13 protein-coding genes and 1 pseudogene are annotated in these 12840 nt (G+C 37.3%); all 14 read right to left on the bottom strand.

Going from position 1 to position 12840, the window contains the following annotated elements; translation table 11 throughout:
- Nucleotides 1–26: 26 nt before the first annotated feature.
- Entirely contained in the window at nucleotides 27–1172 is a 1146-nt protein-coding gene (locus QNH29_RS16370) for a glucose-1-phosphate adenylyltransferase (protein ID WP_283860452.1), read from the bottom strand.
- Between the two features lie 290 nt (nucleotides 1173–1462).
- Entirely contained in the window at nucleotides 1463–2935 is a 1473-nt protein-coding gene (locus tag QNH29_RS16365; RefSeq protein ID WP_283860451.1) for a SulP family inorganic anion transporter, read from the bottom strand.
- Nucleotides 2936–3159: 224 nt separating this feature from the next.
- Nucleotides 3160–3732 (bottom strand): 5' nucleotidase, NT5C type, encoded by a 573-nt coding sequence (locus tag QNH29_RS16360; RefSeq protein ID WP_283860450.1) that lies wholly within the window; start codon nucleotides 3730–3732, stop codon nucleotides 3160–3162.
- Nucleotide 3733: 1 nt separating this feature from the next.
- Nucleotides 3734–4837, bottom strand: a complete 1104-nt coding sequence (gene ribD / locus QNH29_RS16355) for a bifunctional diaminohydroxyphosphoribosylaminopyrimidine deaminase/5-amino-6-(5-phosphoribosylamino)uracil reductase RibD (RefSeq protein WP_283860449.1) — start codon at nucleotides 4835–4837, stop codon at nucleotides 3734–3736.
- Nucleotides 4830–5585, bottom strand: a complete 756-nt coding sequence (locus QNH29_RS16350; RefSeq protein ID WP_283860448.1) for a GTP cyclohydrolase II — start codon at nucleotides 5583–5585, stop codon at nucleotides 4830–4832. The genes ribD and QNH29_RS16350 overlap by 8 nt, the downstream gene beginning before the upstream one ends.
- A gap of 129 nt (nucleotides 5586–5714) precedes the next feature.
- Nucleotides 5715–6350: a pentapeptide repeat-containing protein gene (locus QNH29_RS16345; protein ID WP_283860447.1), complete on the bottom strand. Its 636-nt coding sequence runs from the start codon at nucleotides 6348–6350 to the stop codon at nucleotides 5715–5717.
- Nucleotides 6351–6418: 68 nt separating this feature from the next.
- Nucleotides 6419–7138, bottom strand: a complete 720-nt coding sequence (locus QNH29_RS16340) for a YebC/PmpR family DNA-binding transcriptional regulator (RefSeq protein WP_283860446.1) — start codon at nucleotides 7136–7138, stop codon at nucleotides 6419–6421.
- Nucleotides 7139–7308: 170 nt separating this feature from the next.
- Nucleotides 7309–8109: a hypothetical protein gene (locus QNH29_RS16335; RefSeq protein ID WP_283860445.1), complete on the bottom strand. Its 801-nt coding sequence runs from the start codon at nucleotides 8107–8109 to the stop codon at nucleotides 7309–7311.
- 155 nt (nucleotides 8110–8264) lie between these two features.
- Entirely contained in the window at nucleotides 8265–8909 is a 645-nt protein-coding gene (gene folE, locus QNH29_RS16330; RefSeq protein WP_283860444.1) for a GTP cyclohydrolase I FolE, read from the bottom strand.
- Between the two features lie 21 nt (nucleotides 8910–8930).
- On the bottom strand, nucleotides 8931–9614 hold the full coding sequence (locus tag QNH29_RS16325) for a helix-turn-helix transcriptional regulator (RefSeq protein ID WP_283860443.1): 684 nt from the start codon (nucleotides 9612–9614) through the stop codon (nucleotides 8931–8933).
- Nucleotides 9615–9749: 135 nt separating this feature from the next.
- Nucleotides 9750–10048: pseudogene (locus tag QNH29_RS16320) on the bottom strand (cobalt transporter).
- A 108-nt stretch (nucleotides 10049–10156) separates the two neighbouring features.
- Nucleotides 10157–11056 carry a mechanosensitive ion channel family protein gene (locus QNH29_RS16315; RefSeq protein ID WP_283860442.1) on the bottom strand — a complete coding sequence of 300 codons (900 nt, stop codon included), beginning with the start codon at nucleotides 11054–11056 and terminating at the stop codon, nucleotides 10157–10159.
- A 145-nt stretch (nucleotides 11057–11201) separates the two neighbouring features.
- Nucleotides 11202–11435, bottom strand: coding sequence for a hypothetical protein (locus QNH29_RS16310; RefSeq protein WP_283860441.1), 234 nt, complete (start codon nucleotides 11433–11435; stop codon nucleotides 11202–11204).
- Between the two features lie 3 nt (nucleotides 11436–11438).
- Entirely contained in the window at nucleotides 11439–12785 is a 1347-nt protein-coding gene (locus QNH29_RS16305; RefSeq protein WP_283860440.1) for a flavin monoamine oxidase family protein, read from the bottom strand.
- Nucleotides 12786–12840 lie beyond the last annotated feature (55 nt).

Raw genomic sequence — 12840 nt, 5'->3', positions numbered from 1 at the left:
GAAATCCTTAGGATTTCGCTTAGGTATTATTTATAAACGAGTGCTTGAATGTTTTCGTTATCACCTATTAGAGTAATGTCACTAAATGGTGTAGAATCACCAACCTTGGCATTAGCGGCAATGAAACTTCCGCTTCCAACAACGGAGCGATAAATCTCAGCGTTTTCTCCTATTATGGTATTGGGCAAAATCACCGAATCTTTTATGATTGCCCCTTTTCCTACAATAACTCCGTAAAATAACACCGAATTTTCAACCTCTCCATAAACCTTGCAGCCTTCACTTATAATAGATTGTTGCAAGGTTGCTTTTCCATCCAAATACATGGGCGGCTGGCTCATTCCGTTCGTATAAATAATCCATTCCTCATTTTTTAATATCGGGTTAGTATTTACTGATAGAAGATCCATATGAGCTTCCCAAAAACTTTGAACGGTACCAACATCCTTCCAATAACCATAGAAGTGATAGGCATGTAAATGGCAGTCAGCCTGAAGCATTGATGGAATAACATCTTTTCCGAAATCCTTTGAGGAAGATGGATTGTTCTCTTCTTTTTCTAGAAATTTTTTTAGGATTGGCCAGTTAAATAAATAGATTCCCATTGACGCAAGATTAGACTTTGGATATTCAGGCTTCTCCTCAAACTCGATAATCTGACTATTCTCTGGATTAATATTCATAATTCCAAATCTGCTGGCTTCACTCCATGGGACTTGAATAACGGAAATCGTTGCATCAGCTCCAGAACGTTTATGCTCATTGACCATATGACTATAATCCATTTTATATATGTGATCGCCGGATAGGATGAGGACATATTCTGGATTTTGACTTTCGATAAATCGGAGGTTCTCATAAACCGCATGTGCAGTCCCCTCATAACTATTTTCACTATGTTTAGGCTGAAGGATGGCTACTCCTCCAATTTTTCGATTTAAGCCCCATTTTTCTCCATTCTCTATATAATTCTGAAGAGTCTCTTGTTTGTATTGAGTAAGAATTCCAACTGTATCAATGCTAGAGTTTTTACAATTACTTAGAGCAAAATCTATGATCCGGTATTTACCCCCAAACGGGACAGCTGGCTTTGCTAAGTTGCGAGTTAATTCTTTTAGTCTTGATCCCTTCCCTCCTGCTAACAACATAGCAATGCATTGTTTTTTTGTCATCTCTATCACCTCTTTCATAGACAAGTTCCGTATGTAATACTTTGTTTAGTTGCCCTCATTGTAGCATCTGTACGAAATGGAAAATATCAATAAATTGCGACGAGTAAAATGCATATTCGACTAATATCATTGATACCTTCAAAAATTATCAAAATATCGTGATGGGCAGATAAGATATACAAACTGTTTATGTCGAATTGTATCGATGTAATAATTGAAATATATGGATAGTTTGTGAATTTACTTAAAAAAAACACGCTGATTCTATCATCAGCGTGTTAGTAAATTTATTAGTGACCGGCAGCCTTTTCAAGTCCGCCTGGTTTATTATGGACTGCCAGTTTTTCTATCAATTTATTGCTCTCTTTATTCAGACCGATTAACTGAACTCTAATACCGTTCTGGTGATATTTGATGACTACCTTATCAATAGCGGCAACAGCTGAATCATCCCATAAATGTGCTTGTGTTAGATCAATTGTTACTTCATTTACGTCCTCATTGTAGGCAAAGCCCTCTACAAAATCAGTAACAGAAGCAAAAAATAATTGACCTGAAACAGTATAGACTTTTTTATGTGAAGTTTTTGAAGCTGTTATTCTCACTTTGGAAATTTTTGATGCAAAGAAAATCGCACTTAATAGAATTCCTACAAAAACACCTTTTGATAAATCATGTGTCATAAGAACTGTTCCAACAGTTGCAATCATTACAATAGTATCGGAAATGGGAGTTTTGGGAATGTTCTTAATAGATGACCAATCAAATGTTCCGATGGAAACCATGAACATAACACCCACTAATGCTGCCATTGGTATTTGGACTAAGAAATCATTTAAGAGGATGATTAAGACCATTAGAAAGGCACCAGCTACAAACGCCGATAGTCTTCCACGACCGCCAGATTTTACATTAATAACAGATTGTCCAATCATAGCACAACCAGCCATACCGCCGAAGAATCCTGAAACGATGTTGGCTATTCCCTGCCCTCTTGCTTCCTTATTCTTGTCACTAGTTGTATCCGTCATATCGTCCACAATTGAAGCTGTTAACAAAGATTCAACCAAACCAACAATCGCAATGGATAGTGAATATGGGAAAATGATTTGTAGTGTTTCAAAAGTAAATGGAATGTCAGGAATTAAGAAAAATGGCAGAGTTTGAGACAATTCTCCCATGTCTCCAATCGTTCGAACTCCACTTCCCGTCATAACCGCAATAACCGTAATTGTTATAATTGCAACTAATGGGGAAGGTACAACCTTTGTAAACCGAGGAAAAATATAAATAATAGCTAGAGATCCTGCTACCATGGCATACATAACCCAAGATTCCCCAGCAAAGTGTGTTAACTGGGCAGAAAAAATTAAAATGGCAAGTGCGTTTACAAAGCCGACCATAACAGAACGCGGCACAAATTTCATTAGACGCCCTAATTTGAGTACACCCATTATAATTTGTATTACTCCCGTAAGTATGGTTGCAGCGAGTAAGTATTGTAAACCGTAGTCTGCCACTAACGTCACCATTACCAAGGCGGTTGCACCCGTTGCGGCCGAAATCATCCCAGGTCTTCCCCCTGTAAATGCGATGACAACAGCAATACAGAATGATGCATACAAACCCACCATTGGGTCAACACCAGCAATGAGCGAAAATGCAATAGCCTCAGGGATTAATGCCATAGCAACAACAATTCCGGACAATACATCTCCTCTTATATTTCCGAACCATTCATATTTAATTGTGTTAAGGTTCATGAAGCACCTCTTTCTATTTTTTTATTTATGACTTTCAACTCTCATGAAAGCCGGGTCCGTTGTGAACAAAACACAGTATATCCGAATGTGACAAATTTGTGAAATTGAATGTAAACGCACACATTTGTGATTTTTACTGTTTTTCACGATCATTCTCTTGATATCACCAAAATTGGTGAAAACCAAAAAACAGAAGGGCTATATATCCCTCCTGTTTCTTTCACCTATTCAAGTTCTTTTTTCAAAATTTCATTTAATTCTGTCCAATTTAAAATCCGGGGATATTGCAAATGTCGATTATAGGACTGGTCCCTTACAAACACTTTTAACGAGTCATGCGTTAAAGTATCTAAAACCTCAGCCTTATCATCAAAGTAATAGTCAAGCTCTAATTCTTTAATAATTTCTACCTTTTCATGATCCAGCATTCCATAGAAAAAACGGTCATCCCGAACAGGAAAGCCTTGTTCAATCATCCATTTTTTCGTCCGCTCTCCATGTTCTTTTGGACGTGCGGTTATGTAATAGATTTCGTGCCCTTTTTTATCTAGTTCTTGTAACGTTTCTACCGCATTTGGAAAAGGCGGACAGTCTGTATAATAAATCTCTTCTAAAGATGATTTCCACATTTTGCCCCCCTCTTCTTCGGTTAATCCAAAGGGCTCATGAATTTCCACTCTTTTTAAATCGTAGAATACTTCAGTTGGTACATTTTTGTTTAATTTTTTATTGTATATATTAAATGCATGTTCTCTTAAATTGATAAGTGTATCATCAATATCGAAACCAAATTTCATCTTAATGCCCCTCGTGTGAGTAAATCGGATATCCAGTAAATTTGTAGTCAGGTCCAATTTGCTGAACAGATAAGCCAGCTAACTGCACTGCATCTTTCATTTTATCCATCCCTGCTCCTGCTAAAAAGGACGGAGCGTTATGGCCGCCAATAATTTTTGGTGCTACATATAGTACAACTTTATCAATTAATTTATTTTCGAGGAAAGCCCAGTTAACGGTGCCTCCTCCTTCGATTAATAAAGAGGATACAAGTTTTTCGCCTAGTATTTGAAGCACTTCAGCTGGATTAACATGTTTGGAACCGCTAGTTGGAATAACTAAAATTCCTAAACCTTCTAATACCTTGCGCTTTTCTTTATCATAATTTTCGCTTGTAAAGATCCATGTTTCAGCGAGCTTATCCGTAACGACTCTAGATTCTAAGGGAATTCTTAAGGTAGAATCTAGAACAATTCGAATCGGGTTACGGCCGTTCGGTATCCTGGTCGTAAGCTCAGGATCATCTTTAATAACGGTGTTAACTCCAACAAGAATCCCCATATTTTCGTTTCGAAGGTGATGCACATCTTTTCGCGCATCTTCAGACGTTATCCATTTACTATCAAATGAATGGGTCGCAATTTTTCCATCTAGAGTGATTCCTGCTTTCAATGTCACAAAAGGTGTTTTTTCAACAATGAACTTATTAAAAACTTCGTTCATCCTTTGTGACTCTTCTTGACGTACACCAATAATTACTTCAATCCCTGCGTCCTCTAATATTTTTACACCATTTCCTGACACTACTGGATTGGGATCAAGAGTTGCAATGACAACCCTCTTAATTCCAGCTTCAACAATCGCCACAGCACAAGGACCAGTTCTGCCATGGTGAGAACACGGTTCTAATGTCACATAAATAGTACCGCCTTTTGCCTTTTCACCAGCCATGCGAATGGCATGAATTTCAGCATGAGGCTCCCCTGCCTTCAAGTGAGCACCTATTCCCACGACACGGTTATCATTCACAATAACGGAGCCAACCAATGGATTGGGGTCAGTCTGCCCTTTCATCGCCTGGGCATTTTTTAAGGCTAAATCCATATAAAATTCGTGATTAGTCATTTGGACAAGTCCCCTCATCCTCTTCAAGATGCCCAGACTTATTAATCTTGGTCTGTAAGTATTTCTCATTATATTCGGAGATATCTCCCCATAATGGCTGTCTTCCTGAAACTTCTAAACCAGCTTCTTTTAAGGCATTCAATTTTTTAGGATTGTTTGTCATTAAAGTAACCGGTTTTTGACGAATCGCCTTTAACACTTGGATGGCATCGCTATAGTTTCTGGAGTCATCTACAAACCCAAGACCTTCATTTGCCTCAACCGTGTCATACCCGTTTTCTTGAAGCACATAAGCCATTGCCTTACTAAATAAGCCAATTCCTCTTCCTTCATGGTTTGCTAAATAGAATAAGGCACCTGTTCCGTGTTCCTGGATCATTTTCATTGATTTTTTAAGCTGATAGCCGCAATCACATCTTTTACTTCCAAAAATATCACCGGTATGGCAAATAGAATGCATACGAATAATCGCTTCATCAGCATACTCAAAGTCTCCATAAACTAAGACACTTGACTGTTGTAATTCCGCTAAGTTTGATGAGGATAATTTATCAATAATCCTTTGGTAGTCCTCTGTAACTTCATCACAATTTAACCAGCAGTACCATTTAAACTCCACAGTTTCTCCGTATAAATTAACAGGAAGCTTTATAGGTCCGACCAAATAAATTGCACCTTTATCTGTTTTTATTAATTGGATTTTATCTTCTAATACTGATAATACATTAGAATCCAGACCTTGTTTCATGTAGATATCCCCTTTTTTTATATAGTTTGCGTACCCATATTAATTTCATGCTTATGGTTTGCTGATAAGCGATGTATTCTTCCTATTACTTAAGTAGGAGCAATCCGATAAGGCTGCTCCCGAATAGGTTTATTTTATTATCAATCCTAATAATCGTGCAAATCCTAAGGCTTGATCTGAAGAAACTTCACAGCCCGCAAGGTCTTTTATCGATACATTTAATTGATCAAAGCTGCAAGTACTTAAATCAATCCCTTTTAAAGGGGTTTGTTCAAAATTGGCTTCATTTAAATTACAGTCTTTAAATGCTACCTTATTAAATTTCGATTCGTAATAGTCAGCGTTACGCAGTGAACAAGAATCAAAGTATACTTGCTTTAGTTTGGAATATCCAAAAGAAATCATATTTGCATTACAATTTTCAAATAAAACATTGCCAAGGGAAGCGTCCGAAAGATTAAGTCCGAGTATTTTAGATTCTTTAAATTCTACGCGATGAATGCTGCCATCTCTAAAATCCGTATTAGATAAATCGCAGTGTTCAAACAAACAATCTGTTAATTCGATATTTCTAAACGAAACATCCAAAAAAGTGACATTTTTAAAAATCACTTGTTCAAAACGTATTCTATGTATTTCTTCACCTAAAATAGAACAATCACTGATTAAACACATTTCATAAAAAGGATCTTCCATGAGTTGAAAGGGTTTAGACGTTAAACCATCTGGAATTTTTGGGGGTTGAATTTTTATTGTTTTAGACATTTTCCACCTACCTTAAGCTTTATCTAAACGAAAAGACCTTTGTCATAAGCAAAGGTCTTCTTCAAGTCCTATTCACCTAAGTCAACATTGTGGTACACTTGTTGAACATCTTCAAGGTCTTCTAATGCATCAATCATTTTTTCGAACTTTGCTTGAGCATCCTCTGGAAGTGTCACTTCATTTTGAGCAAGCATCGTTAATTCTGCAACTGTGAATTCAGTAATACCAGCATTTTTAAAAGCTTCTTGTACTGCATGGAACTGTTCAGGCTCAGCATAAACGATAACAGATTCTTCTTCTTCTATAATGTCACGAACATCTACATCCGCTTCCATCAAGATTTCTAATACTTCATCTGCAGTTTTACCTTCTAGACCAATAACCGCTGTTGCGTCAAACATATAGGCTACAGAACCGCTGACCCCCATGTTTCCGCCATTTTTACCAAAGGCAGCACGTACGTCAGAAGCTGTACGGTTCACGTTATTTGTTAAGGCATCGACGATAACCATTGACCCGTTCGGTCCAAAACCTTCATAACGAAGCTCCGAGTAGCTTTCTTCTGAACCGCCTTTTGCTTTGTCTATAGCACGGTCGATAATGTGTTTAGGTACATTATAAGTCTTTGCACGTTCTAGAACGAATTTTAATGCCTGATTGGATTCAGGGTTCGGTTCGCCTCTTCTTGCTGCTACATAAATTTCGACTCCAAATTTAGCATAAATACGACTGGTATTTGCATCCTTTGATGCTTTCTTTTCTTTAATATTGTTCCATTTACGGCCCATATTGTCCACTCACTTTCAACTTTGGCTCTACATAAAAATAGTAATAGAAATAGATTACATCTTCAACCATTTTCTAAAATATTATACCGCAATTGAAAGAGTTGTTAAGTAAAAAAGCCCCAACTGATGATTCTAATTAGTAAAAAGCCAGGAAATTGGTTCCTGACTTTTTAGGATAATTTTAGTTTTGCAATAAATTTAAGTTCATTTTGAAATTTTTCTAGTATTTCTTCAAACGATGAATTTATTAATAGCGGGAATAGATTTTCTAGTGCTTCATCATAATTTTGTCCTAGCGCTTCACGTAAAAGAACATATTCATGAAATAACAATGCTTTCTCGAAATCGATTCCAAGGTCATATAAGCCGCGAAACAAAGTCTCTTTTGGTATTTGTTTAATTTTACTATAGATTTTTTCGTTTTTTTCAATAAATTTTTCTTCCAGATACCGTGTAACATAATCTCTATATACCATTTGCCCAATATCATTTGTTTCTTTTTTTGTATGATTAAAGCCGATCACACGGCCTTCCTTATTCTCCCGAATAATAAAGGTTTTATTTCCTTTTAAATGTTGTATAAAATTTTTTACACTTTTATCAAAGATTTTGTTGAATTGAATAATTTGATGGAGTTTGACAGCAAGGTCTGTATTTTCTTCACCGACTACAAATAATCTATCTACAATCGGCAAAAGCTTTAATACTCCTTCAGAAAGCTGACTCGAGGCATCATAGATAATAATATCGTACTCTTTTTTCATATTTTTTACGATTCGTTTCTGTTCTGTTAATGTCAACTTAGAGAATTCATGGATAACCTCTTCAGAGAGACCTTCTTTTTCCAATGATCCATAAGAAATAAACGCAGCGGATAAATCTGTATTTGCCTTTAGCCAATGATAAATTGATAATGATAATTCGGTTACACCCGATTTCGCCTTTGGCGAATAAAAGCCGACCAAGTACATGTTACTCACCTGCCTTTTATTACTATAGTATTGAAGGCAAGCATTAAAGGTTAAAGACAAACCCTCCCTTAAAGGCAATTTTAAAAAAAAGGCTCTAATAAAGATTATAAAGATAAAAAAAGACGACATCATACGGATGCCATCCTCTATAATTCTTATTCTCTTGTGTTTTTTATTAGTGAATAAAACTCTGCACGAAGATCTGGTCGATTTTCGTAGATTCCAAGAAGACTCGATGTTGTGGTAATGGTGTTCGCCTTTTTAATTCCTCTGCTGCACATACATATATGTTTCGCTTCCACTACAACAATCGTACCTTCTGGCTCTAATACTTCTTCGATGGCCTCGGCAATCTGAGTGGTAAGCCGTTCTTGAACCTGGAACCTTTTTGCATAGCCTTCCACCAATCTCCCCATTTTTGAAAGGCCTGTTATTTTCTTTTTTGGAATATAGCCAATATGAGCAGCACCGAAAAACGGAGAAAAGTGATGTTCACATAAAGAGTAAAACTCAATATCTTTTATTAAAATGAGCCCATTATGATGTATATCAAACGTCTTCTCTAAATGTACTTTTGGATCTTCCTGATAACCCTCTGTATACTCAAGAAATGCTTTAAGGACTCTAAAAGGAGTATCAAGTAGACCATCCCGCTCCGGATCATCGCCGCAAAGTTTAATTAACTGTTTTACTGCTTCTGAAAACTGAGTAAGGTTGGTAAAGTTTTCAGATGCAGTTTGTTGGGTAAATAAATGAGGGAACTTTTTGTTCAATACCTGTAACTGCTCACTCTTCATCATCACATCATCCCTTTATAAATTTTAGGAATACTCATCTTCTATGATGATTTTTGGCGTGTTTTCACTCACCGGTTCATCCAAAAGAACCTTAAATACACAACAACCATCACCATTCTGAAGTCGTTTCTCTCTTTTTACCGAACAACCTAACAAATGAGTTAACACAGAAACGCTTACAGTACAAAGAATAGGTCGCTGCAATGCAACATTATGGAAAGGGCAGTTACGTTCAATTAAGGAATAAACATGATTTTTATTTTCTATTTCCATAAATGAATCATCTTTTTGATAGAAATCCTTTAATACATTGAGGCGTTCGTCTGTATTTAATCCTTCTAATTTTGGTTCCCAAAGGCGAATTCTTTGTTCAATCATAGCTGAAAGTAAATGTTTTAGTGCTCCTTCCCCAAGAAAATTTGTCAATGTATCTAAAACTTCAATGGTCAAGTGATCGTAATTTTTTTCGAAAAGATGTTCGCCGGCAGTGGTTAATCGATAGTGTAATACAGGACGGCCAATCCCATTGTTTTCTGAATAACGAGTTACCCATCCTTCTTTTTCTAAATGAAGAAGGTGCTGCCGTACACCTTCACCACTAATATCTAAGTAGGAAGCCAGCTCGCTCATTGATGAGGATCCGTGGTTTTTTATAAACAGTATAATCCTCCTGCGTGGTTCTGACATATGGTCAGCGTGTAAACCCATATTCTTCCCTCCCTAAGTATTCTTTCTAAAATATATTCAGGTGTAGGTTGATTAGTTCAAGTTTTTCAATGGAAAACTTGGTTAATTAGAGAAATAAAAAACCCTTTCGCTTTGAAAGGGATGTACGTGAATAAGTTAATAATATGGGTAGCCGCTATAATAACCAGGATATGGTGCCGGTGCCGTATAAGGAGTGGCTACTGGATAGGGATAAGGATAGGCACCGTAGCCCGGGGAACCTAATGCTCCTGCAGCTAAACCTCCCAGTAAACCTCCTACAAATGGTGCTCCTCCAAAGCCACCATACCCATAACCATGGTAGTGGCCGTGGTGTCCGTGATGATGATGATGTCCGTGATGGGATGTCCGCCATGATGGTGTCCTCCGTGATGGTGTCCTCCATGATGATGCCCGCCGAATCTTTCATTTAACATATTTTCATCCCCCTGCAAAAATCTATCCTTTTACTGTATGTAGGATAGATGTCCAATGGATGGGCGAAAAACGTAAGTAGATTAGGTAATCATGGTTAATTTCAATATTCAATGATTATTGATCGATTCATTACCACGCTTTTCATGATAATTCGGCTGCGGCAGCAGGGCTAAATTCGACGCTGGCATTTGTACCTGATGTTCATAGAAGACAGACATCAGTTCAAACCTAACCTGTCGTGAGGTTTCAAAATAATCATCGGGATTGACTAAACCTATTATACAAAATTCATAACCAACATATTTTATGTTGGGATTCAGGTCCGTTATTCCAACGTATTGAAAACCTTCTTCTGGTGATCCATCTGGGTTCTTTAGTAAACTATGACCAAGCTTTTCGTTACAAATAACACACACACTCTCTAATAATTCCTTTATTCTTCTAGGGTCCTCTTGATAGCTGACAGTAATTTTCTCGATAACACGCATTCTTCCTTTGTTATAGTTATGTATTGTCCTAATTTCACCATGTGGAATCGTAAGAAGCTTTCCTGACCATTCCCGAATTTGCATAAAACGAATGCCGATTTCCTCAATCGTCCCAGAAATTTGATTATTAAACGTGACAAAATGTCCGACCCGGAATTCTTTATCTGATAGTCTGACAAAACCAAGTAGAATGTCCTTTAACATTTGCTGTGCGGCAAACCCTACAATGACCCCTACAATCCCCGCACCAGCGAGAATTCCTTTTAAATCAACAAATTGACCAATGATAAAAATAAGAAGAATCGTTCCCACTGCATATCTTAGAGTGGACCGTATGACACCCTGAATGGTTTGTTCTACTTCCTCATCCAATAAATTTGATTTCGTAAAGAACCAAGCGACGGTCCGATTAATTAAATAAGTAGCTGTCATCAAAAACAAAATCATAATGAGCAGTTTTAAGACTAAATACTCTCTTATATATTCCAAGACATTTTGTGAGACTGACAAAAAATCCATAATTCACGTCCTCAGATAATATCCTTACTACTATTCCCATAAATCAAAAAAGAATTGAAAAGCTAAGTACTATTATAAAAGGAAGAGTGGACTTACTAAAATAAGCCAACAGGATCATTAACTTAGTCCTGATGGCTTATTTGAATCAGTATTTTTTTTCCATGGCACTCAACTGAGTCCATTTGAATTTTTCCCCGTACACCATTACACCTTTAACATTAATTCGTGATGCAGCATAAGCAATCAATCCAACTGAAATGACTAAGACAGTTCCACTTATTAATACTTCAAGTTTGCTAATCTCCCCCATTACAAATTTGGAATACGGCACGATTGATGAAATAAAAGGGAAATAGGTGGTAAAGTTTATAGTTCTCATATTTTATGTAAGTTTTTTTATCACTTCTATAGCAGCACGTTCCCCTGCTTCTAAGGCACCTTCCATGTATAGCCGCCATTCAGTCGCAGTCTCACTTCCAGCCCAATGGATGGGTCCAATGGGTTTGGTTAGTGCCTCTCCAAATTGTGATAGAACACCTGGTGGGAAATGACCGGCGTAACCACCTCTTGCCCATGGGTCTGCGGACCAGTCTTTATCGAAATATTCTTTAGGGTACAAACCCTCATGTCCAAAAAGATAGGAGATGCAGTTCAATACTTGTATTTTTCTTTCCTCTTTATAAAGTTCTCCGAGTCTACGTGCCTCTTCACCGGTAACGAATGCTATTAGAATCCCTTCCTTTTGGCTTGGATTCGAACCATCGATTGTAGCCTTAACTGGTCCATAGTTGTTAAAAGCGATTCCGCTTTCACCACGAATTCGCCAAAAAGGAGTTTCGTATACCAATACACATTTAATGACAGATCCTTGCCAAATCCGTTGACATAGTTGGTCTCTTGAAGAAGGTAATGGTGGATGGTAGACAATTCGATTGGTTAGCGTTGGCGGAATCGCCAAAATTACATTTTTACTGAACCATACTCCCTCCTCTGTGTACACCTTTACTTCTGTTTCGTCCCAATCAATCCGCCACACTTTTTGATTTAGCAGGACGTTGTTACCTAACTCTTCGGCAATTCGATTTGGGATTTCTTGCGCACCATTTGTAATCCATTCGTCTTCGGCACTTAGATACTCATTAAAACTTCCAGTTGATTTAATATTCCATAGTATATCCAATACGGAAACTTCACTCAATCTTCCACATAACCCTTCTTCATAAACCTGACGATAAAAAGCTTTACCGTATTTTGAAAACATTTTCTTATCTAACCATGTTTCCATTGTGAGTGAATCTAATTTTTGTCCCAAAGGAACCTCCCATGGTTTGGCTGGCCCGATGCTTTTTAACATATTCTTTACTGTATGTTCGATTAATGTAATATCAAGTAGTGACAATGGTGAGAAAGGTGGTTTATTACCTAATCCTCGTTTCTTTTTGCCTAATAAGGAATATAGAGAGGTACCTTGTTTATAGGTAGGAGTGGTGGTAAGTCCGAACTCCTTTATTAGGGTCTGAATGCGATGTTGGTGTGGAGAAACCCATTGAGCACCCAAATCTAAAATACTGCCCTTAATGATGGTACTAAGTATTCTTCCGCCTACACGAGATTGCGCTTCAAGGACTGTAACAGTATTCCCATTTTTTTTTAAGGTACGTGCAGCTGCTAGGCCTGATAAACCTGCTCCAATAATAATCACGTCTGTTTGCTTCTCCTTATTATGCATGTGGTTCACCCCATCCTTTCTATCCAAAGAAAAAAATAGGACCACCATGAGGTGA

Source organism: Neobacillus sp. DY30 (genome assembly GCF_030123065.1).
Lineage (GTDB): Bacteria > Bacillota > Bacilli > Bacillales > Cytobacillaceae > Neobacillus.
Note: the sequence above shows the minus strand (reverse complement) of the source record. Positions and strands in the feature narration are given on the sequence as shown.